At 59.3% G+C, this 19,840-nt stretch carries 21 protein-coding genes; 10 read left to right on the forward strand and 11 right to left on the reverse strand.

Annotated features, from left to right (window positions below):
- Positions 1 to 345 precede the first annotated feature (345 nt).
- Positions 346 to 786, reverse strand: coding sequence for a hypothetical protein (locus AK821_RS06375; RefSeq protein ID WP_064388913.1), 441 nt, complete (start codon positions 784 to 786; stop codon positions 346 to 348).
- Here AK821_RS06375 and AK821_RS06380 point away from each other — a divergent pair.
- Positions 785 to 1,240 (forward strand): tRNA (cytidine(34)-2'-O)-methyltransferase, encoded by a 456-nt coding sequence (locus AK821_RS06380; protein ID WP_064388914.1) that lies wholly within the window; start codon positions 785 to 787, stop codon positions 1,238 to 1,240. The genes AK821_RS06375 and AK821_RS06380 overlap by 2 nt on opposite strands.
- 123 nt (positions 1,241 to 1,363) lie before the next feature.
- On the opposite strand, the gene secB is transcribed toward AK821_RS06380, so the two are convergent.
- Genes secB through AK821_RS06395 form a run of 3 tightly spaced genes read right to left on the reverse strand, consistent with a single transcriptional unit; the run spans position 1,364 to position 2,576 of the window.
- Positions 1,364 to 1,849, reverse strand: coding sequence for a protein-export chaperone SecB (gene secB, locus AK821_RS06385; RefSeq protein ID WP_007909233.1), 486 nt, complete (start codon positions 1,847 to 1,849; stop codon positions 1,364 to 1,366).
- Between the two features lie 57 nt (positions 1,850 to 1,906).
- Positions 1,907 to 2,161, reverse strand: coding sequence for a glutaredoxin 3 (gene grxC, locus AK821_RS06390; protein ID WP_008080561.1), 255 nt, complete (start codon positions 2,159 to 2,161; stop codon positions 1,907 to 1,909).
- Between the two features lies 1 nt (position 2,162).
- The gene (locus tag AK821_RS06395; protein WP_064388915.1) at positions 2,163 to 2,576 is read right to left on the reverse strand and encodes a rhodanese-like domain-containing protein; all 414 of its coding nucleotides are present in this window, start codon (positions 2,574 to 2,576) and stop codon (positions 2,163 to 2,165) included.
- 153 nt (positions 2,577 to 2,729) lie between these two features.
- On the opposite strand from AK821_RS06395, the gene gpmI reads away from it, so the two are divergent.
- The 5 genes from gpmI (at position 2,730) to AK821_RS06420 (ending at position 9,521) form a co-directional block, all read left to right on the forward strand.
- Positions 2,730 to 4,259 (forward strand): 2,3-bisphosphoglycerate-independent phosphoglycerate mutase, encoded by a 1,530-nt coding sequence (gene gpmI, locus AK821_RS06400; RefSeq protein WP_064388916.1) that lies wholly within the window; start codon positions 2,730 to 2,732, stop codon positions 4,257 to 4,259.
- Between the two features lie 230 nt (positions 4,260 to 4,489).
- On the forward strand, positions 4,490 to 5,776 hold the full coding sequence (locus tag AK821_RS06405) for a murein hydrolase activator EnvC family protein (protein WP_064388917.1): 1,287 nt from the start codon (positions 4,490 to 4,492) through the stop codon (positions 5,774 to 5,776).
- Positions 5,777 to 5,807: 31 nt separating this feature from the next.
- Entirely contained in the window at positions 5,808 to 7,127 is a 1,320-nt protein-coding gene (locus AK821_RS06410; RefSeq protein WP_064388918.1) for a S41 family peptidase, read from the forward strand.
- Positions 7,128 to 7,129: 2 nt separating this feature from the next.
- The gene (locus AK821_RS06415) at positions 7,130 to 7,906 is read left to right on the forward strand and encodes a divergent polysaccharide deacetylase family protein (RefSeq protein ID WP_064388919.1); all 777 of its coding nucleotides are present in this window, start codon (positions 7,130 to 7,132) and stop codon (positions 7,904 to 7,906) included.
- A 136-nt stretch (positions 7,907 to 8,042) separates the two neighbouring features.
- The gene (locus AK821_RS06420; protein ID WP_082355415.1) at positions 8,043 to 9,521 is read left to right on the forward strand and encodes a trypsin-like peptidase domain-containing protein; all 1,479 of its coding nucleotides are present in this window, start codon (positions 8,043 to 8,045) and stop codon (positions 9,519 to 9,521) included.
- Between the two features lie 105 nt (positions 9,522 to 9,626).
- Here the strand turns inward: AK821_RS06420 and AK821_RS06425 are convergent, their stop codons facing one another.
- The 7 genes from AK821_RS06425 to AK821_RS06455 form a co-directional block, all read right to left on the reverse strand.
- Positions 9,627 to 10,382 (reverse strand): substrate-binding periplasmic protein, encoded by a 756-nt coding sequence (locus AK821_RS06425; protein WP_064388921.1) that lies wholly within the window; start codon positions 10,380 to 10,382, stop codon positions 9,627 to 9,629.
- An 82-nt stretch (positions 10,383 to 10,464) separates the two neighbouring features.
- Positions 10,465 to 11,235 (reverse strand): imidazole glycerol phosphate synthase subunit HisF, encoded by a 771-nt coding sequence (hisF, locus tag AK821_RS06430; RefSeq protein WP_064388922.1) that lies wholly within the window; start codon positions 11,233 to 11,235, stop codon positions 10,465 to 10,467.
- A gap of 9 nt (positions 11,236 to 11,244) precedes the next feature.
- Positions 11,245 to 11,982 (reverse strand): 1-(5-phosphoribosyl)-5-[(5-phosphoribosylamino)methylideneamino]imidazole-4-carboxamide isomerase, encoded by a 738-nt coding sequence (gene hisA / locus AK821_RS06435; RefSeq protein WP_003220753.1) that lies wholly within the window; start codon positions 11,980 to 11,982, stop codon positions 11,245 to 11,247.
- A 42-nt stretch (positions 11,983 to 12,024) separates the two neighbouring features.
- Positions 12,025 to 12,285 carry a DUF2164 domain-containing protein gene (locus AK821_RS06440; RefSeq protein WP_003220751.1) on the reverse strand — a complete coding sequence of 87 codons (261 nt, stop codon included), beginning with the start codon at positions 12,283 to 12,285 and terminating at the stop codon, positions 12,025 to 12,027.
- Positions 12,286 to 12,924, reverse strand: a complete 639-nt coding sequence (gene hisH / locus AK821_RS06445) for an imidazole glycerol phosphate synthase subunit HisH (protein WP_007909206.1) — start codon at positions 12,922 to 12,924, stop codon at positions 12,286 to 12,288.
- The gene (gene hisB, locus AK821_RS06450) at positions 12,924 to 13,517 is read right to left on the reverse strand and encodes an imidazoleglycerol-phosphate dehydratase HisB (RefSeq protein ID WP_007909204.1); all 594 of its coding nucleotides are present in this window, start codon (positions 13,515 to 13,517) and stop codon (positions 12,924 to 12,926) included. Before hisB ends, hisH begins: the two co-directional genes overlap by 1 nt.
- Positions 13,518 to 13,787: 270 nt before the next feature.
- Positions 13,788 to 15,452 carry an OFA family MFS transporter gene (locus AK821_RS06455; protein WP_064388923.1) on the reverse strand — a complete coding sequence of 555 codons (1,665 nt, stop codon included), beginning with the start codon at positions 15,450 to 15,452 and terminating at the stop codon, positions 13,788 to 13,790.
- Positions 15,453 to 15,774: 322 nt separating this feature from the next.
- On the opposite strand from AK821_RS06455, the gene AK821_RS06460 reads away from it, so the two are divergent.
- The 4 genes from AK821_RS06460 to AK821_RS06475 all read left to right on the forward strand — a co-directional run bounded on the left by AK821_RS06460 (position 15,775) and on the right by AK821_RS06475 (position 19,816).
- Entirely contained in the window at positions 15,775 to 16,179 is a 405-nt protein-coding gene (locus tag AK821_RS06460; protein ID WP_064389085.1) for an acetyl-CoA sensor PanZ family protein, read from the forward strand.
- Between the two features lie 78 nt (positions 16,180 to 16,257).
- Positions 16,258 to 18,483, forward strand: a complete 2,226-nt coding sequence (locus AK821_RS06465) for an AsmA family protein (RefSeq protein ID WP_064388924.1) — start codon at positions 16,258 to 16,260, stop codon at positions 18,481 to 18,483.
- The gene (mutY, locus tag AK821_RS06470; protein WP_064388925.1) at positions 18,480 to 19,547 is read left to right on the forward strand and encodes an A/G-specific adenine glycosylase; all 1,068 of its coding nucleotides are present in this window, start codon (positions 18,480 to 18,482) and stop codon (positions 19,545 to 19,547) included. Before AK821_RS06465 ends, mutY begins: the two co-directional genes overlap by 4 nt.
- The gene (locus tag AK821_RS06475) at positions 19,544 to 19,816 is read left to right on the forward strand and encodes an oxidative damage protection protein (RefSeq protein ID WP_064388926.1); all 273 of its coding nucleotides are present in this window, start codon (positions 19,544 to 19,546) and stop codon (positions 19,814 to 19,816) included. The genes mutY and AK821_RS06475 overlap by 4 nt, the downstream gene beginning before the upstream one ends.
- The last annotated feature ends 24 nt before the right edge of the window (positions 19,817 to 19,840 follow it).

Here is a 19,840-nt window from a genome sequence, read left to right on the forward strand (position 1 = left end):
TCAAAACATTAAAAGCTCACCCTGCAACAAACACGAAAGCCCCGAATCCCGGGGCCTTCGCGTTTCTCATCAGCTTTTTTGTTTCAAAAAAATAAAACCTGGCACGCCCCCTGCAATACCTCTCACAGGTGATTCGTTTCACCACCCGTTTCGGGGACCTTGGTACAGGCAGGCCGGGGATTCCCCTCTTTACACCGGGCGCAGATCGCCACGCGATGCGTCCACCCTTTTGGGATCCTTGGTACAGGCAGGCCGGGGGTTCCCTCTTTACACCGGACCGACGCGATACGCGAAGTCCACCCCGTTTTGGGAACCCTGATACAGGCAGGTCAGGGACTCCCGCTTTTATTGTTCACGGAGATGGATCTCCAGCCGCCAGCGGTCATCGACTTTGCTGCCGGCCCAGTCTCCTTGCAGCGGTCGCGCTGCAAGCACCGTCAGCAACAACCCCCCATCACTCGCTCGCGTACGCCAGTTCACGTCTTTGCCGTTGAGCTTGAGCTGGCCCTTTTGCGCCGATCCCTGGGCCTGAAACAGCAGCGCCACGGTGCCGTCAATAATTTCGCCGTGCAGCTTGGGTTCGTTGTTGAACCACACCACCAGCCCTTGATCCGTCACCTCGACTTGTTGCAGCACGGTCGGATCCGGTGTGGTCAGGCGGCCGATCATCAAGCCGATCATCAAGCCGACAATCGCCAGCGAACCGATGACTCGCGGCAATAGTTTCGAACGGTTGTCCACAGGCGGCGTAGAATGCCGCTCATCTTTACCTTCGGAGCCGTGCATGTTTCACGTCATCCTTTTTCAACCAGAAATTCCGCCGAATACCGGCAACGTTATCAGGCTGTGCGCCAACAGCGGCTGCCACCTGCATTTGATCGAACCGCTGGGCTTCGAGATGGACGACAAGCGCTTGCGCCGTGCCGGTCTCGACTACCACGAATATGCCACGCTGCAACGTCACGCCGACTTGGCCAGTTGCCTGGAGAGCATCGGTAATCCTCGGGTGTTTGCGTTCACCACCAAGGGCTCGCGACCGTTTCATGATGCCGCGTTCGTCCCGGGCGATGCGTTCATCTTCGGCCCGGAAAGTCGTGGCCTGCCGCCAGAAGTGCTCGATGCCCTGCCGGCGGAACAGCGCCTGCGTTTGCCGATGCGCGAAGGCTGCCGCAGCCTGAACCTGTCCAACACCGTTGCGGTCGCCGTGTACGAAGCCTGGCGCCAGAACGACTTCAAGTAACACCGCAAAACAAATGTGGGAGCGAGCCTGCTCGCGAATATGGAGTGTCAGGCAACATTGATGTGTCTGACAGACCGCTTTCGCGAGCAGGCTCGCTCCCACATGGGGTGTTGCTAAACCGTCTTACTGAACGGTTGGCGTCTCACCGCTTTCCTGCATGCGCTGCAGCTCTTGCGCGTACAGGGCGTCGAAGTTCACCGGGGCCAGCATCAGCGCCGGGAACGAACCACGGGTCACCAGGCTGTCCAGGGTTTCGCGCGCGTACGGGAACAGGATGTTCGGGCAGAACGCACCCAGGGTGTGGCTCATCGAAGCCGCATCGAGGTTCTTGATCAGGAAGATACCGGCCTGCTGCACTTCAGCGATGAAGGCCACTTCTTCACCGTTTTTCACGGTAACGGACAGGGTCAGCACCACTTCGTAGAAATCGCCTTCCAGCGCTTTCTGACGAGTGTTCAGATCCAGCGCGACTGCCGGATCCCACTGCTGGCGGAAGATCGCCGGGCTTTTCGGGGCTTCGAAGGACAGGTCGCGTACGTAGATGCGCTGCAAGGAGAATTGCGGTGCGGTTTCTTCTTCGCTGGCTGCAGTGTTCTGTTGGTCAGTCATCTCAGATCCTTTCTGATCTCGGGTCTTTAAGGGATTGCTGTACGTGGGTGCAGCCGTTCAGGCCTTGAGCAGCGCGTCGAGCTTGCCGGCGCGCTCCAGGGCATACAAATCGTCACAACCGCCGATGTGCTTGCTGCCGATCCAGATCTGCGGCACGGACGTGCGTCCGGCTTTCTGGGCCATTTCGGCGCGCACCTGCGGCTTGCCATCGACCTTGATCTCTTTGAAGGCCACGCCTTTGTTCTCGAGCAGGTACTTGGCTCGCGAGCAATAAGGGCAGTAATCGCTGGAGTAGACGATGACTTCGCTCATATCACTTCACCAGCGGCAGGTTGTCGCCTTTCCAGCTGGAGATCCCGCCGGACAGCTTGGCGGCGGTGAAGCCGGATTTCATCAGTTCGCGGGCGTGGGTGCCGGCGGTCTGGCCCAGGGCGTCGACCAGAATGATGGTCTTGGCCTTGTGCTTTTCCAGCTCGGCGGTGCGCGCAGCCAGTTTGTCCTGGGGAATGTTCACCGCGCCAACGATGTGGCCAGCAGCGAAATCCTTGGCCGGACGGATGTCCACCACCACGCCTGCATCTTTGTTGACCAACGCGGTCAGCTCGCCTGTGCTCAGGCTTTTACCGCCGCCCTGCATCGTGTGCGCCAGCAGCAGAGCCAGCAGTACGACGAAGATACCGACAAGAATGTAGTGGTTAGTGGCAAATTCAATCAGGTGAGCAACCATCGAAGGAGGTTCCAGGGCGTTAAAATGTCGGCCAGTATACACAGCCACTATGGTCGGCCAAACCCCGTCCGGCGGTGACGCGGTCGGAACTTAGCTTTAAACTCCAACTCCCTTTTCCATCGCCCTCTTCTTTATTAGCCACGAGTGGATTCCATGACGACTACGCCTAAACCTTTGGTCCTGATGATTCTCGACGGCTTCGGTCACAGCGACAGCCCCGAATCCAATGCCGTTTTTGCGGCGAAGAAGCCTGTTCTCGATCGCCTCTGGGCCAGCGTGCCGAACGGCTTGATCTCGGGCAGCGGCATGGACGTCGGCCTGCCGGACGGCCAGATGGGCAATTCTGAAGTCGGCCACATGAACCTCGGCGCCGGTCGCGTGGTGTATCAGGACTTCACGCGCGTGACCAAGTCGATCCGCGACGGCGAGTTTTTTGAAAACCCGACCATCTGCGCTGCCGTGGATAAAGCCGTGGCTGCCGGCAAAGCCGTGCACTTCATGGGCCTGCTCTCCGATGGCGGCGTGCACAGCCACCAGGATCACCTGATCGCCATGGCCGAACTGGCGTTCAAGCGTGGCGCCGAAAAAATCTACCTGCACGCCTTCCTCGATGGCCGCGACACCCCACCGAAAAGCGCTGCGTCGTCGATCGAGCTTCTCGACGCGACTTTCCAGGCACTCGGCAAGGGCCGTATCGCCAGCATCATCGGCCGTTACTTCGCCATGGACCGTGACAACCGCTGGGATCGCGTCGCTCAGGCGTACAACCTGATCGTCGACGGCAACAGCGAATTCAACGCCGCCACCGCCCAAGAAGGTCTGGACGCTGCTTACGCTCGCGGCGAGAGCGACGAATTCGTCAAAGCCACGACCATTGGTGAGCCGGTAAAAATCGAAGACGGCGACGCCGTGGTGTTCATGAACTTCCGCGCCGACCGTGCCCGCGAGCTGACTCGCGTGTTCGTCGAAGACGACTTCAAGGATTTCGAACGCGCACGCCAGCCGAAACTGGCCGGTTTCGTCATGCTGACCCAATACGCCGCAAGCATTCCGGCTCCGTCGGCATTCGCTGCGGGCAGCCTGGAAAACGTTCTCGGCGACTATCTGGCGAAGAACGGCAAAACCCAGCTGCGCATCGCTGAAACCGAGAAATACGCGCACGTGACCTTCTTTTTCTCCGGCGGTCGCGAAGAACCGTTCCCGGGCGAAGAACGCATCCTGATCCCGTCGCCGAAAGTCGCTACCTACGACTTGCAGCCGGAAATGAGCGCGCCGGAGGTAACCGACCGCATCGTCGAGGCTATCGAAAACCAGCGTTACGACGTGATCGTGGTCAACTACGCCAACGGTGACATGGTTGGCCACAGCGGCGTGTTCGACGCGGCGGTGAAAGCCGTTGAGTGCCTCGACACCTGCGTCGGTCGCATTGTTGACGCACTGGAAAAGGTTGGCGGTGAAGCGCTGATTACCGCTGACCACGGCAACGTCGAGCAAATGGCCGATGAATCCACCGGGCAAGCGCACACCGCGCACACCACCGAGCCGGTGCCGTTCATTTATGTCGGCAAGCGCGACCTGAAAGTGCGTGAAGGCGGCGTGCTGGCGGACGTGGCACCGACCATGCTGAAGCTGCTGGGTCTGGAAAAACCGGCGGAAATGACCGGCACCTCGATTCTGGTCTGAGCGCAATCGCCGAAACACCGCAAAACCCTGTAGGAGTGAGCCTGCTCGCGATAGCCATCTGACAGTCAACTACTCTGTTGAACGTGAGCAAGCCATCGCGAGCAGGCTCACTCCTACATAGGTTTGTGGTGTTTTTCAGGCCAGTTATCACACAGCCCCAATTGGGCGTTTTTTTTGCAGCCTCGGGCGGGCATACTAGGCCGTCCCTTACCCTGGTGCCGCCCGCCTCTATGCTCCGCGTCCTGATCGCCCTCGCTCTGACCTGCCTGCTCCAACCGGCCTTCGCTGACGAGCGCGCGCAAACCCAACAGCAGTTGGACGCTACGCGTCAGGACATTGCCGAGCTGAAAAAGCTGTTGAGCAAAGTCCAGGAAGAAAAATCCGGCGTACAGAAACAGCTCAAGGGCACTGAAACCGAGCTGGGCAAGCTGCAGAAGCAGGTCGATGCACTGCAGAAAGAACTGCAGAAGAGCGAATCCGAGCTACAGCGACTCGATGCAGAGAAAAAAAAACTCCAGAGCGCGCGCACTGAACAGCAGCGACTGATCGCCATTCAGGCCCGAGCGGCCTATCAGAACGGTCGGCAGGAATACCTCAAGCTGCTGCTCAACCAGCAGAATCCAGAGAAATTCGCCCGCACCCTCACTTATTACGATTATCTGAGCCAGGCCCGCCTGGAGCAGTTGAAGAACTTCAACGAAACCCTGCGCCAATTGGCCAATGTCGAAAAAGACATTGCCGCCCAGCAGGCGCAGTTGCTGGTACAGAAAAGCAACCTCGATACCCAGCGCGACGAGCTGGAGAATGTCCGCAAGGAACGCCAGCAAGTCCTCGCCAAACTCAACGATGATGTGAAAGCCCGCGACCAGAAACTTGCCGCCCGTGAGCAGGATCAGGCAGACCTGTCTAAAGTCCTTAAAACCATTGAGGAAACCCTGGCCCGCCAGGCCCGTGAGGCAGAAGAAGCGCGGCAGAAAGCGCTGATCGCCCAGCAGGAAGCGGAAAAAAAGCGCTTGCGTGAGGCGCAGGCTGAAAACAGCGACGCCCCACGAAAACCCGCCAGATCCACTCCCGGCGCGCTGGTCTCCAGCAGCGGCGAGACCTTCGGTGGCCCTTTTGCTGCAACGCGGGGAAAACTTCCTTGGCCGGTTGATGGTCGACTGCTGGCGCGCTTCGGCGAAAGCCGTGGTGACGACGCCCGCACCAAGTGGGACGGGGTGATGATCAGCGCCTCCGCCGGCAGCCAGGTGCACGCCGTACACGGCGGTCGCGTGGTCTTCGCCGACTGGTTGCGCGGTGCCGGGCTGTTGGTGATCCTTGATCACGGCAACGGTTTTTTGAGTCTTTACGGTCACAACCAGACGCTGCTCAAGTCGGCTGGGGACGTGGTTAAAGCCGGTGAGTCGATCTCCACTGTCGGTAACAGTGGCGGTCAAGACACATCAGCGCTGTATTTCGCAATTCGTCAGCAGGGTCACCCGAGTGATCCGGCGCAATGGTGCCGTGCGCAAGGATAAGCGCACCGCCTAATTCAGGAGTTCGTTCGACATGCTGCATTTGTCCCGCCTTACCTCGCTGGCCCTGACGATCGCCCTGGTGATCGGCGCGCCTCTGGCGTTCGCCGCTCAACCGGCCCCGGCCGTCGCTCCGGCAGGCACTGCCGCGACCTCCAAGGCGCCGTTGCCGCTGGAAGAGTTGCGCACCTTTGCCGAGGTCATGGACCGGATCAAAGCCGCTTACGTCGAGCCGGTGGACGACAAGACCCTGCTGGAAAACGCGATCAAGGGCATGCTCAGCAACCTCGACCCGCACTCGGCCTACCTCGGCCCGGAAGACTTCACCGAGCTGCAGGAAAGCACCAGCGGTGAATTCGGCGGCCTGGGTATCGAAGTCGGCGCCGAAGACGGCTTCATCAAAGTGGTCTCGCCAATCGATGACACCCCGGCGTCGAAGGCCGGCATTCAGGCTGGCGACTTCATCGTCAAGATCAACGGTGCGCCAACACGCGGCCAGACCATGACCGAAGCCGTCGACAAGATGCGCGGCAAGATCGGCCAGAAAATCACCCTGACCCTGGTGCGCGACGGCGGCACGCCGTTCGACGTGACCTTGGCACGCGCCGTGATTCAGGTGAAGAGCGTCAAGGCGCAACTGCTGGAAACCGGCTATGCGTATATCCGCATCACCCAGTTCCAGGTCAAGACCGGCGAAGAAGTTTCCAAAGCCCTGGCCAAGCTGCGCAAGGACAACGGCAAGAAACTCAACGGCATCATCCTCGACCTGCGCAACAACCCGGGTGGCGTGCTGCAGGCAGCGGTAGAAGTGGTTGACCACTTCATCACCAAAGGCCTGATCGTCTACACCAAAGGCCGGATCGCCAACTCCGAGCTGCGTTTCTCGGCCACCGGCAAAGACGAAAGCGAAGCGGTGCCGATGGTGGTGCTGATCAACGGTGGCAGCGCCTCGGCGTCGGAAATCGTCGCCGGTGCCCTGCAGGATCAGAAACGCGCGGTAGTAATGGGTACCACCAGTTTCGGCAAAGGCTCGGTACAAACCGTTCTGCCGCTGAACAACGACCGCGCGCTGAAGATCACCACCGCGCTGTACTTCACGCCGAATGGCCGCTCGATTCAGGCGCAAGGCATCGTCCCGGACATCGAAGTGCGCAAGGCCAAAATCACCAGCGAGGCCGACAGCGATTACTTCAAGGAAGCCGATCTGCAAGGTCACTTGGGCAATGGCAACGGCGGCGCCGACAAACCGACCGGTTCCAGCGCCAAGGCCAAAGCGATGCCGCAGGATGACGATTACCAACTGGCCCAGGCCCTGAGCCTGCTCAAAGGCCTGAGCATCACGTCCGGCCGTTGAGGATGTCTTTGCGTTTCGTCTTCGTTCTGTTGTGCTGTCTGGCGGGTGCTGCTCACGCAGAGCCCGTCAGCCCAAAGCCACACAAAGCCTACCTGACACTGATCATCGATGACCTGGGGCAGAACCTGCCCCGGGATCGCCGTGTGCTGGCTCTGCCCGGCCCGGTGACCACGGCGATCATGCCCGACACCCCGCACGCTACCGAATTTGCCCGCGAAGCGCATCGCGCCGGCAAGATCGTCATCCTGCACATGCCAATGGATCCGGCCACCGGGCCCTACGCCTGGCACCCCGAACTGCCGATCGAAGAGCTGCAAAAACGCCTCGACGCTGCGTTCAAAATGGTCCCCTACACCGCTGGCATCAACAACCACATGGGCAGCCGCATGACTGCGCAACCGGTGGCGATGGCGTGGTTGATGGGCGAATTGCAGCGCCGGCACAAATTCTTCGTCGACAGCCGCACCAGTGCGCAAACCGTTGCGGCGCAGCAGGCGCAGAAGATCGATCTGGCGAGCGTTTCGCGGGATGTTTTTCTCGATGACGAGCGTACCGAGGCGGCGATCTCCACCCAGTTGCAGACGGCGATCAGCCTGGCGCACAAGCAGGGCTCGGCGGTGATGATCGGCCATCCGTATCCGCAGACGTTGGCGGTGCTGGAGCGAGAGTTGCCGAAGCTGAAGGCTCAAGGCATCGAGTGGATCGACATCAAGCAGATGATCAGCGTGCGTAGTAATAGGGCGACGGCTGCACACGGGACAAATGGCATTTACCGTTAACCTGTCTATTAACCAACGAACTTCTTTACAAATCCCCTACACACCCAACAAATAGCAACACCTTAGAAAACCACAAAAACCCAAACTAATTTATTCTCCGCCAGTCTACACTCAGGTAATTAGCCAAGGACTGGCCATGAATTTAAATAACATCTATCCAAGCTTTTTATTACTCGCTGCATTCTCACTTCCTGCTAATTCCAATCCTATTGATTATGGCAGAGGGGTTGAAAACCTTTCACCCTCGCAATACCTGAACAACAAAGATGGCACCTATAACTACTGGACGGGAATCGGCAAGTACGAGAGCCCCGCTCACGGTTTTTGCACCGCTTTCCTAATCGATACAAACAGCTCTCGAGCGTCCGATCCCGCCTATGCACTCACTAGCGCACACTGCGTGGGCAAAGAAAATGGTGTCATGCGAACAGACGACCCCATCGAAGGCACCATTACCTTCAACCATTTCATTGACACACCTGATGCTCACAAGACCTTCCCTCTGAAAAAGGTATCCTGGAGCAGCATTCAGGGTGTCGATCTGGCTCTTTTGGAGCTTGGCGTGTCACAAGCCGAACTCCTGACACAAGGCATCAAGCCCTTGAAACTAGCCCAGCAACCACCGACTGAAGATAGCGACGTTCTGATTGTGCATGGCCCTAACGGAGTTCCATTACGAATTTCTGCCTGCACCCACAGGCCTTCCTCGGCAATTTTCGAGACGCCTTGGGTTTGGCGACATAGTGTCAGCAACCAATGCAAAGATGCTGCACCCGGAAGCTCGGGCAGCCCTGTAATTGACCGAACGAGCAACGAGGTCTATGCCGTGCTGGGTACGATGGCAAAGCAACTGACACCGCTGCCGGGATACGGCCAGATGCCGAGTGGCAATTACGCTAGTCCAACCTCGGTTTTCAACAGTTGCTTTAGCGATGGAAAACTCAATACCAACCCGGACGCGTGTGAGTTATTCCCGGTAGCCTCCTTCAAACTACCTTCCGAACTGGCAACGCATGCAAAAATCATAGTAACCCCAGAGTATCAATACGTTTACCCTACATGGAACTTTGAAGTAACCGCCAGCACCCGTTTTATCCGGACCAAACGCACTTATGACCCACTCGAATGCGAAAATCCGAAAGACTACAGCCAACCGATCAATGCTGGCATCACCCCTGTTCAGTTAAATGTGCCAATGGGACCGAAAACCGGACTTAATAACCTTTGTATTATTGGTACAGACAGTACCAACGAGATATTACCCAAAGGTACTTATCGAAACGCTGTCACTGTCCCCAGCTATCTGATTGCTGCCGGCCCAACCCCCTCCCCAACAGTGGACTTTTCCTTCAATACAGAAATAAACAGAGCCATGATTCTGTGGCCGGAACGGAAGAACGAGGGCATTGACCGGTATGAGGTAAAAGCCGGCCCTGTTGAAACAACCAGCTGTGAAGATTCACAGGGTTATCGCCGTGTGACATCCAATTGGCTACGCCCGGAAAGCAACTTCCCCTTAAAGCTCTGCGTTTACGCCGTCGATACCAACCATCAGCGCTCAGAGTTGAAGGAGTACACCCGGGAATGGGAGGCGCTCAAAAATAACGCCCCTTGATGTGCCCCACCGGCCTCGTGTTTCTGTACCAACGGGAGCGCAAGGCTGGCCATGGCAAAGCTGAGCCAGTCGGCGCTGCATACCCTGAGTCGGAGCTACCAACCGCTACAGATAGCGCGACATGATTTCGTCGACAACACCGTCCTTGCGCATCTGATCCAGCGCTGCCTGCAGCTTGGCAACGACGGTGTCAGATACGTCTTTGTTCAGCGCCAGGTAAAGCTCGGCGCTGTTGAAACGCAGTACGGTCTTGAGACCGGTGACTCCATCCTGCCGCGCCAGATAACGCCCGGCAGGATCCCCGGTGGCCCACAGCTCGATCTGGCCGTTGACCAGCTTTTTCGCATTGTCCTGATCACGCAGGACAACCAGCGGCTTCAGGCCTTGCTTGGCCAACGTCTCGGCAATCGCATCGCCCTTGTAGGCGCCGATCTTGTACTTGCGTGCATCGTTGAGGGTTTCGAGAGTGATCTTGCTGTCGGCCCTGGCCAACATGATCCAGTCGTCCGGGCCGATCGGGCCGACCCATTTGAAGAGTTTTTCGCGATCCGGCAGGCGCGCCATCACGAAGGCGCCGTAACCGGGATTCTCCAGTGCGAGTTTGTAGACACGCTCCCAAGGGAATCGCAGGGTCAGGCTGTAAGTGATGCCGGCACGCTGAAACATCTCGCGAACGATATCGGTGGCGATGCCGTTGATGTTTTCGCCCTGGGCGAAATTTTTGCCGTTCTTCGCCATGTTGTACGGCGGGAAGTTTTCGGTGAGGAGCACCAGATCGGTGTCGGGACTGGTTTCGGCTCGGGCCGTGTTGATGAGCAACATCGAGGCGCTGGCGAGAACTAGAAGCAGGCGTTTGATCATGTTGGGCTACCGAAATCCATGGCGTGCCCAAGAGTGCCTTGGGTGCGCCATGGTGTCCACTGGCCTGTATCGATTTTGACGCTTAGCGCATCACGATGCCGCGTTTGGCCATATAGGCCTTGGCTTCCTGCACGGTGTATTCGCCAAAGTGGAAAATACTCGCCGCCAATACAGCACTGGCGTGACCTTCGAGAATGCCGTCAGCCAAGTGTTGCAAGTTGCCAACGCCACCGGAAGCGATCACCGGAATGCCCAGCGCATCGCTGATCGCACGGGTCACGCCGAGGTCGAAGCCGTTTTTCATACCGTCCTGATCCATGCTGGTCAGCAGGATCTCGCCGGCACCGAGGCTTTCCATTTTCTTCGCCCATTCGACCGCGTCGAGGCCGGTTGGCTTGCGCCCGCCGTGGGTGAAGATTTCCCAGCGCGGGGTTTCGCCCGGGCCGGAAACCTTTTTGGCATCGATGGCGACGACGATGCACTGCGAGCCGAAATGCTGCGCGGCTTCGCCAACGAATTCCGGATTGAACACGGCCGCAGTGTTGATCGACACCTTGTCCGCACCCGCATTCAGCAGATTGCGAATGTCCTGCACGGTACGCACGCCACCGCCGACGGTCAGCGGGATGAACACCTGGCTGGCCATGCGCTCGACGGTATGCAGCGTGGTGTCGCGGCCATCGACGCTGGCTGTGATGTCGAGAAAGGTAATCTCGTCGGCACCCTGCTCGTCATAGCGACGGGCGATTTCCACCGGGTCACCGGCGTCGCGGATGTTTTCGAACTTCACACCTTTGACGACCCGGCCGTTGTCCACGTCCAGGCAAGGGATGATGCGTTTGGCCAGCGCCATGGTCAGTCCTCAGCCTTGGTACGAATCGCAGAAAGCTTGCGCTTCGGCGACGTCGAGGGTGCCTTCGTAGATCGCCCGGCCGGTAATGGCGCCGATGATGCCCGGCGCCTTGGCGTCGAGCAGCGATTTGATGTCACCCAGATTGTGGATGCCGCCGGACGCGATCACCGGGATCTTCGTGGCAGCAGCCAGTGCAGCGGTGAACGGCACGTTGCAGCCCTGCATCATGCCGTCTTTGGCGATGTCGGTATAAACGATCGAGGACACGCCGTCGGCTTCAAACTGCTTGGCCAGGTCGATGACCTGCACGGTGCTGATTTCCGCCCAGCCATCGGTGGCGACGAAACCGTCTTTGGCGTCCAGACCGACGATGATCTTGCCCGGGAACGCGCGGCAGGCTTCAGCGACGAACGCAGGATCTTTCACGGCTTTGGTGCCGATGATCACGTAGCTCACGCCAGCCTTGACGTAGTGCTCGATGGTTTCCAGCGAACGGATGCCGCCACCGATCTGGATCGGCAGGGTCGGGTAGCGCTTGGCGATCGCGGTGACCACTTCGCCGTTGACTGGCTGGCCTTCGAAAGCACCGTTCAGATCGACCAGATGCAGACGGCGGCAACCGCCCTCCACCCACTTGGCAGCCATGCTCACCGGGTCATCGGAGAACACTGTGGAATCTTCCATGCGGCCCTGGCGCAGACGTACGCAGGCACCGTCTTTAAGATCGATAGCGGGAATAATCAGCATCTGGCAAACCTTCAAATTTGAATGTTCAGCTTGGCTCGGAAATCAGTTTTTCTCGAGCGCCCACAGGTCGCTTTCGATGCTTTCAAACCGCTCTTTGAGGTGGGTCTGCACATCGAAAATCGCCCTGTTGTAATAGTGCGGAGCAATTTCGCGGGTAAACAGCTCAAGAATTTCCGCCGCTTCGAACGAACCCAGGTCCAGTTCGAAACGGTCTTCCATGAACCGCTGAATCTTGCGATTGGCCTCGTTCTCCTGTTCGGGAGTGAGGGTCAGGATCGGCGGTTTGGATTTCTTGGCAGCCATTTACCAGCGACCGTCCCACGCGGCGAAGTTCTGCAGCAATTGCAGGCCATGGGTATGGCTCTTCTCCGGATGGAACTGCACGGCGAAACGCGAACCATCGGCCAGCGCCGCAGCGAAATCGACGCCGTAATGACCGCCACCGACCACCTGCCGCGCGTTGGCGGCAGCGATGTAGTAGCTGTGCACGAAGTAGAAACGCGCCATGTCCGGAATGTCATGCCACAGCGGGTGGCTGACTTTCTGCTTCACTTCGTTCCAGCCCATGTGCGGGACTTTCAGGTGTTCGCCGTCTTCATGCAGGTCTTTGCCGAAGAACTTCACCGCGCCAGGGAACAGGCCGATGCAATCGACGCCATCGTTCTCTTCGCTGGTGTCGAGCAAGGCTTGCATGCCGACACAGATGCCAAGAAACGGACGATCCTGGCTGACTTCACGCACCAGCGAGTCGAAACCGAGGCGACGGATCTCCGCCATGCAATCGCGAATCGCGCCAACGCCGGGGAACACCACGCGGTCAGCTTCGCGAATCACCGCAGCATCGCTGGTGATCAGCACCTTGCCGGCGCCGACGTGCTCGAGGGCCTTGGCCACCGAGTGCAGGTTACCCATGCCGTAATCGATAACTGCAACCGTCTGCATTACAGAACGCCTTTGGTCGATGGCATTTGCCCGGCCATGCGCTCATCCAGCTCGACGGCCATGCGCAGCGCGCGGCCGAAAGCCTTGAACACGGTTTCGATCTGGTGGTGGGTGTTGGTGCCACGCAGGTTGTCGATGTGCAGGCTGACCAGTGCGTGGTTGACGAAGCCCTGGAAGAATTCCTGGAACAGGTCAACGTCGAAGCCGCCGACGGTGGCGCGGGTGTACGGCACGTGCATCTGCAGGCCTGGACGACCGGAGAAGTCGATCACCACGCGCGACAGCGCTTCATCGAGCGGCACGTAGGCATGACCGTAGCGACGGATGCCTTTTTTGTCGCCAATGGCTTTGGCAAATGCCTGGCCGAGGGTGATACCGACGTCTTCCACCGTATGGTGGTCGTCGATATGCAGATCGCCCTTGCATTCAATATCCAGGTCGATCAACCCATGACGGGCGATCTGATCCAGCATGTGCTCAAGAAAAGGAACACCGATATCGAATCGGGCCTTTCCGGTGCCATCAAGGTTGATCGAGGCTTTGATCTGGGTTTCCAGAGTGTCGCGCTCGACAGAAGCCTTACGTTCGGCCATCACCAGCTCCGCAAAATCATTGGGCGAAAAAGGCAGCCATTATAGGCACGCGGGGCCGAAACAGAAACACGAGAGGTGAGATGGCTGACGGATAGAACCCCCGGCTGTCGCGGGTAGACATGTCCATACAAGCCATAAAGGGCGATGATCGCTCCCACGCTCTGCGTGGGAGTGCAGCCCCGGACGCTCTGCGTCCGCTTCGAATGTGACGCAGAGCGTCACGGGAGGCATTCCCACGCAGAGCGTGGGAACGATCAGGCAGAAACGAACTTAGTGAAACAGTACCGCCGTCTTCTGCAGGGTCACCCACACACCCCACGCCAACGGAATACCCACCACTAGCCACGCAGCGATCGCCAGCGGCTTGCTGCCCGGCGCGGCTTTCCACTCCAGAACGGTGCTGGCGTCAGCACCCTTGTCGTGGCCCAGCGCCTGTTCGGCCGCCAGTTCAGAGTCGGTCATGAAGTACTTGTCGGCCACCGGACGCACCATCAGGTTGCACAGGAAGCCCAACACCAGCAGGCCGGCGAGGATGTACAAGGTGATGTCGTAAGCGGCAGCGCGTTCAACGCCGATGCTCAGCTGATATTCACGCAGGTAGTTCACCAACACCGGACCGAGCACGCCAGCCGCAGCCCAAGCCGTCAGCAGACGACCGTGGATCGCACCAACCATCTGCGTACCGAACAGGTCAGCCAGGTACGCCGGAACAGTGGCAAAACCGCCGCCGTACATCGACAGAATGATGCAGAACGCCGCCACGAACAGTGCAACGTTGCCCAAATGACCCATGTTCGGAATCAGCGCGTACAAGGCAAAACCCAGGGCGAAGAATACGAAGTAGGTGTTTTTGCGCCCCAGGTAGTCCGAGAACGAGGCCCAGAAGAAGCGGCCACCGATGTTGAACAGGCTCAGCAGACCGGTGAAACCGGCAGCGATCGCGGCAATCGAAGCCAGTTGCCCGGCGTCCAGTTGACCGAACGGCACATCAACACCCAGCAGCTTGCCGCCGAACACTTCCTGCAGCAGTGGCGAAGCCATGCCAAGGATGCCGATACCGGCAGAAACGTTCAGGCACAGCACCAGCCAGACCAGACGGAATTGCGGGGTTTTCCACGCCACATTCACGTGCACGTGGCGGTTGGTGATCATTGCGTTCGCGGCTTTCTTCGCCGGAGCGGTCCAGCCTTCCGGTTTCCAGCCGGTTGGCGGCACGCGGTAGGCCAGTGCGCCACCGATCATGAACACAAAGTAGATCGCCGCCATGGCCACGAAGCTCTGCCAGACGCCAACACCTTCAGCCGAGCCGAAGTGGCTCATCAGTGCGGTCGCCAGCGGTGCACCGACCATTGCGCCGCCACCGAAGCCCATGATTGCCATGCCGGTGGCCATGCCGCGCTTGTCCGGGAACCACTTGATCAGGGTCGATACGGGCGAGATATAGCCCAGCCCCAGACCGATACCGCCGATCACGCCGGAGCCGATCCACATCAGCCAGATCTGATGGGTATAGATACCCAGCGCCGAGATCAGCAGACCGCCACACCAGCACAGAGCCGATACAACGCCGGCCTTGCGTGGCCCGGCGTGTTCCAGCCAGCCACCCCAGATCGCTGCCGAGCAGCCGAGGAAGATGAAGAACAGCGTGTAGATCCAGCCGAGCATCGAGATCGGCCAGTCGCAGTTCGACGAAAATACCTGTGCGATGAAGCTCATGTCCGGTGCACAAGCCATTGGAGCAGTAACGCCCAGCGCCTTGGACAGCGGCAACCAGAACACCGAGAAGCCGTAGGCCATGCCGATGCACAGGTGGATGGCCAGAGCGGCCGGTGGAACCAGCCAACGGTTGAAACCGGGTTTGGCGATGATGCGTTCCTTGGACAGGAACGCGGGCTGATCGGCTTTGAGGCCGTCCGCCGTGATGCTCGTGCTCATTGTGTATCCCCCAATTATTAGTATGGTTCGCCAGCCACTGTTCACCCTCGGACTTATGCACGCAGGCATGACCGTTTTTTAAGGTGAAGCTCCTTGAAGGCGCGACGTTAAGTCGCAGAAGGACGGACGAACGGGCGAAGGTTACCATTTGCACGTGACAGAAAAACCAAACTGATATCACCTTTTTTAGGTCATCTGTTCTCTACACCTGTGTAGGAGCTGCCGAAGGCTGCGATCTTTTGACGTTGTTTTGCAAAAACAGGATCAAAAGATCGCAGCCTTCGGCAGCTCCTACACCGGGTGCATTTTTTACGGGGTTACCATGCCGGTTATCGTTCAAACGCTTGAAGACGCCAGTTATCAGGATCAGCAGGATCTGCAGAAGATCTATCGTGATGCACCCGAATGGCTGTTTTCGCCGTTTTCCGGGGACGTCGATCTGATCGAAAGTGCGTTGGCGGAAGGAAGTTTTATTGCCGGACGTTTCAACGACCGTCTGCTCGGCGCCGCGTGCCTGCAAAGGCACCGCGACGTCTGGTACCTGTCCCATTTGTGTGTACGAAAAGTTACTCGTCGCCGTGGGGTTGCCGAGCGGATGGTGAACCAAGCGCGGAAAATGGCGTCGCAAGCGGGGGCAGAACTGCGCCTGCGGGCACCCGCCGGGCACCTTGAAGCTCAGGCAATCGCCGCCCGGTTACAGGTGCCGCTGGAAGTCCTGACGACATGACGCCACACCGAACCGGGCCGTTGCAGCGCTATACTCCCCGGCTAAATTACGAATTCGACTAACTACAAGGACTCGCCCATGAAAGCGTTCGGCAAAATCCTGGGTCTGGTACTTCTCGGGCTGTTGCTGATCATTGTGGCGGCAGGTTTTGCCCTGACCCACCTCTTCGATCCCAACGATTACAAAGACGAGATCCGCCAGATAGCCCGCGACAAGGCCCACATCGAGCTGACGCTCAATGGCGATATCGGCTGGAGCCTGTTCCCGTGGCTGGGCCTGGAATTGCACGAAGCCAGCGTTGCCACCCTGGTCAAACCTGCCGAACCGTTCGCCGATCTGCAGATGCTCGGCCTGTCCGTGCGCGTGCTGCCGCTGTTGCGCCGCGAGGTGCAGATGAGCGACGTGCGCGTCGAAGGCCTGAACCTGCGCCTGAACCGCGACAAGGACGGTCATGGCAACTGGGAAGACATCGGCAAGGTGCCCGTCCCGGCGGGTGCAACGCCACCAGCCGCTACGCCGGGCCAACCGGCCAGCGAAGCCCCTGTTGCGGTGGAAAACCCGCCACAGCCGATCCGCCTCGACATCGACAGCCTGACCGTCAACAACGCCCGCGTTGAATACAACGACGAGCAGACCGGCAAGCAGTTCAGCGCCGAAAGCATCCAGTTGAGCACCGGCCCGGTACACGATTCGACCAATATTCCGGTGAAAGCCACCGCGTTTCTCGGCACCAACCAGCCGGTGCTGCGCGTGCGCACCGAGCTCACAGGCGAGCTGCGCATCGAGCGCGCCCTGCAGCGCTACAAGCTCGAAGACATGAAGCTTTCCGGCGAACTGGCAGGCGATCCGCTGCAAGGCAAGACCATGACCTTCTCGGCTCAAGGCCAATTATTGCTGGATAAAGCGGCAAACATCGCCGAATGGACCGGCATCAAGATCTCTGCCAATCAGTTGCGCGCCTTGGGCGAACTGAAAGCCAACGACCTCGACAAAACCCCGCAGATCAGCGGCGGCATCTCCATCGCCCAGTTCGATCTGGCGAAGTTCGTCGACAGCATCGGCCAGAAACTCCCGGCCATGGGCGACGGCAGCCTGAGCAAAGTCGAACTGGTCAGCCGCGTTGCCGCCACGCCAAGCAGCATCGCCTTCGACAACATCAACCTGAAACTCGACGACAGTAGCTTCAGCGGTCGCATCGCCGTCGAAGATTTCGCCAAACAATCGCTGCGTGCGGTGCTCAAGGCTGACACGTTCAACGTCGACCGCTACCTGCCGCCGAAGTCGGAAAAAGCAGCGAATGCCACGCAAGTGCGTCAGGCCGAAGTGGCCAGCACCGAGGCCGATGCCATGGCGGGCGCCGGCTCCACACCGCTGCCGGACAAACCGAGCAAAACCGCCTGGAGCACCGAGCGCTTGTTGCCGGTCGAGCGCCTGGCCAAACTCGATGTTGATGCCGACCTGACCTTCGGCCAGTTGACCCTCGACAAGCTGCCGATCCAGAACGCCGCATTGAAAGCCACCGGCCAGGGCGGCCTGCTGACCCTGACCAACCTGAGCGGTGAGCTGTACAACGGTGGTTTCGAGGCCAAGGGCACTCTCGATGTGCGCCCAAGCGCGCCGGTGCTGAATTTGCAGACCAAGCTCACCCGTGTGCCGGCGGAAAAAATCCTCGAAACCCAAGGCAAAAACCCGCCGGTCAAAGGCTTGGTGACCCTCACCAGCAACGTGACCAGCAGCGGCAATAGCCAGCAAGCGCTGATCGACACCCTCAACGGCAACGCCAGTTTCGTGATCAACAACGGCGTGCTGCTCAACGCCAACCTTGAACAGCAACTGTGCAAAGGCATCGCCACGCTCAACCGGAAAACCCTCAGCGGCGAGCCACGCGGCAAGGACACACCGTTCCAGGAGCTGAAAGGCAACCTCACCTTGCGCAACGGCGTCGCCAGCAACCCGGACCTGAAAGTGCGCATCCCCGGCATGACCGTCAACGGTGATGGCGACATCGACCTGCGCGTGCTCGGCATGGACTATCGCGTCGGCATCATTGTCGAAGGCGACACCAGCGCCATGCCCGACCCGGCGTGTCAGGTCGGCGATAAGTTCGTCGGCGTCGAGTGGCCGCTGCGCTGCCGTGGTCCACTGGAGCTGGGCGCCAAGGCTTGCCGCGTCGACAATGATCGCCTCGGTCAAGTCGCGACCAAACTCGCCGGCGACAAGCTCAGTGAAAAAATCGACGAGAAACTCGGTGACAAGGTCAGCCCGGAATTGAAAAACGCATTGAAGGGGCTGTTCAAGCGATGAGAGCGGAGCAGTTTTCCACGGCGGTGCTGGATTGGTTCGACCTCCACGGCCGCCACGATTTGCCTTGGCAGCAGGACATCAACCCGTACCGGGTGTGGGTGTCGGAGATCATGTTGCAGCAGACTCAGGTCAGCACCGTGCTCAATTACTTCGACCGCTTCATGGCCGCACTGCCGACGGTCGAAGCGCTGGCCGAAGCGCCGGAAGACGAAGTGCTGCACCTGTGGACCGGCCTGGGTTACTACACCCGTGCGCGCAATTTGCAGAAGACCGCGAAGATCGTCGTCAGCCAGTACGGCGGCGAGTTTCCCCGTGACGTCGAAAAGCTTACGGATCTGCCGGGCATTGGTCTGTCCACTGCCGGCGCCATCGCCAGCATCAGCATGGGCCTGCGTGCGCCAATCCTCGACGGCAACGTCAAACGCGTTTTGGCGCGCTTTACTGCGCAAGAGGGCTACCCCGGCGAGCCGAAGGTCGCCAAACAGCTGTGGGCCAATGCAGAGCGCTTCACGCCGCATGATCGGGTCAACGCCTACACCCAGGCGATGATGGATCTTGGCGCCACGCTCTGCACGCGCAGCAAGCCGAGTTGCCTGCTGTGTCCGCTGGAGCGTGGTTGCGAGGCGCATATGCTCGGCCTGGAGACGCGCTACCCGATCCCCAAGCCGCGCAAAGCCATCCCGCAGAAACGCACGCTGATGCCGATGCTGGCCAACGGCGACGGTGCGATTCTGCTTTACCGTCGCCCCTCCAGCGGTTTGTGGGGCGGTTTGTGGAGCCTGCCGGAACTCGACGACCTCGGCGACCTGCAGCATCTTGCCGATCAGCACGCGCTGACCATGGGCGAGCAGCAGGCGTTGCCGAGTCTTGTCCACACGTTCAGCCATTTCCAGCTGTCCATCGAACCCTGGCTGGTTCAGGTACAGGAGGCCGCCCATCACGTGGCCGAGGCCGACTGGCTCTGGTATAACCTCGCCACCCCGCCGCGCCTGGGCCTCGCCGCCCCGGTCAAAACCTTGCTCGAGCGCGCGGCCGCCGTCTTGAATGCAGGAGAGTCGCCATGACCCGCACCGTAATGTGCCGCAAGTACAAAGAAGAACTGCCAGGCCTGGAACGCCCTCCGTACCCGGGCGCCAAAGGTCAGGACATTTTCGAACACGTCTCCGCCAAGGCCTGGGCCGACTGGCAGAAACACCAGACCCTGCTGATCAACGAAAAGCGTCTGAACATGATGAACGCCGAAGATCGCAAATTTCTTCAGGGCGAAATGGACAAGTACTTCTCCGGCGAGGAATACGCGCAAGCCGAAGGCTACGTTCCACCTGCAGAGTAAACCCTGCAAAATCGGGGGTCGGAT

It is taken from the genome of Pseudomonas sp. RIT-PI-r, from assembly GCF_001297015.1.
Classification (GTDB): domain Bacteria; phylum Pseudomonadota; class Gammaproteobacteria; order Pseudomonadales; family Pseudomonadaceae; genus Aquipseudomonas.

Bases quoted from the DNA above. Each gene is read 5' to 3' on its own strand.
- AK821_RS06380 (WP_064388914.1), top strand. From the start codon at position 785: ATGTTTCACGTCATCCTTTTTCAACCAGAAATTCCGCCGAATACCGGC.
- AK821_RS06375 (WP_064388913.1), bottom strand. From the start codon at position 786: ATGCACGGCTCCGAAGGTAAAGATGAGCGGCATTCTACGCCGCCTGTG.
- secB (WP_007909233.1), bottom strand. From the start codon at position 1,849: ATGACTGACCAACAGAACACTGCAGCCAGCGAAGAAGAAACCGCACCG.
- grxC (WP_008080561.1), bottom strand. From the start codon at position 2,161: ATGAGCGAAGTCATCGTCTACTCCAGCGATTACTGCCCTTATTGCTCG.
- AK821_RS06395 (WP_064388915.1), bottom strand. From the start codon at position 2,576: ATGGTTGCTCACCTGATTGAATTTGCCACTAACCACTACATTCTTGTC.
- gpmI (WP_064388916.1), top strand. From the start codon at position 2,730: ATGACGACTACGCCTAAACCTTTGGTCCTGATGATTCTCGACGGCTTC.
- AK821_RS06405 (WP_064388917.1), top strand. From the start codon at position 4,490: ATGCTCCGCGTCCTGATCGCCCTCGCTCTGACCTGCCTGCTCCAACCG.
- AK821_RS06410 (WP_064388918.1), top strand. From the start codon at position 5,808: ATGCTGCATTTGTCCCGCCTTACCTCGCTGGCCCTGACGATCGCCCTG.
- AK821_RS06415 (WP_064388919.1), top strand. From the start codon at position 7,130: ATGTCTTTGCGTTTCGTCTTCGTTCTGTTGTGCTGTCTGGCGGGTGCT.
- AK821_RS06420 (WP_082355415.1), top strand. From the start codon at position 8,043: ATGAATTTAAATAACATCTATCCAAGCTTTTTATTACTCGCTGCATTC.
- AK821_RS06425 (WP_064388921.1), bottom strand. From the start codon at position 10,382: ATGATCAAACGCCTGCTTCTAGTTCTCGCCAGCGCCTCGATGTTGCTC.
- hisF (WP_064388922.1), bottom strand. From the start codon at position 11,235: ATGGCGCTGGCCAAACGCATCATCCCTTGCCTGGACGTGGACAACGGC.
- hisA (WP_003220753.1), bottom strand. From the start codon at position 11,982: ATGCTGATTATTCCCGCTATCGATCTTAAAGACGGTGCCTGCGTACGT.
- AK821_RS06440 (WP_003220751.1), bottom strand. From the start codon at position 12,285: ATGGCTGCCAAGAAATCCAAACCGCCGATCCTGACCCTCACTCCCGAA.
- hisH (WP_007909206.1), bottom strand. From the start codon at position 12,924: ATGCAGACGGTTGCAGTTATCGATTACGGCATGGGTAACCTGCACTCG.
- hisB (WP_007909204.1), bottom strand. From the start codon at position 13,517: ATGGCCGAACGTAAGGCTTCTGTCGAGCGCGACACTCTGGAAACCCAG.
- AK821_RS06455 (WP_064388923.1), bottom strand. From the start codon at position 15,452: ATGAGCACGAGCATCACGGCGGACGGCCTCAAAGCCGATCAGCCCGCG.
- AK821_RS06460 (WP_064389085.1), top strand. From the start codon at position 15,775: ATGCCGGTTATCGTTCAAACGCTTGAAGACGCCAGTTATCAGGATCAG.
- AK821_RS06465 (WP_064388924.1), top strand. From the start codon at position 16,258: ATGAAAGCGTTCGGCAAAATCCTGGGTCTGGTACTTCTCGGGCTGTTG.
- mutY (WP_064388925.1), top strand. From the start codon at position 18,480: ATGAGAGCGGAGCAGTTTTCCACGGCGGTGCTGGATTGGTTCGACCTC.
- AK821_RS06475 (WP_064388926.1), top strand. From the start codon at position 19,544: ATGACCCGCACCGTAATGTGCCGCAAGTACAAAGAAGAACTGCCAGGC.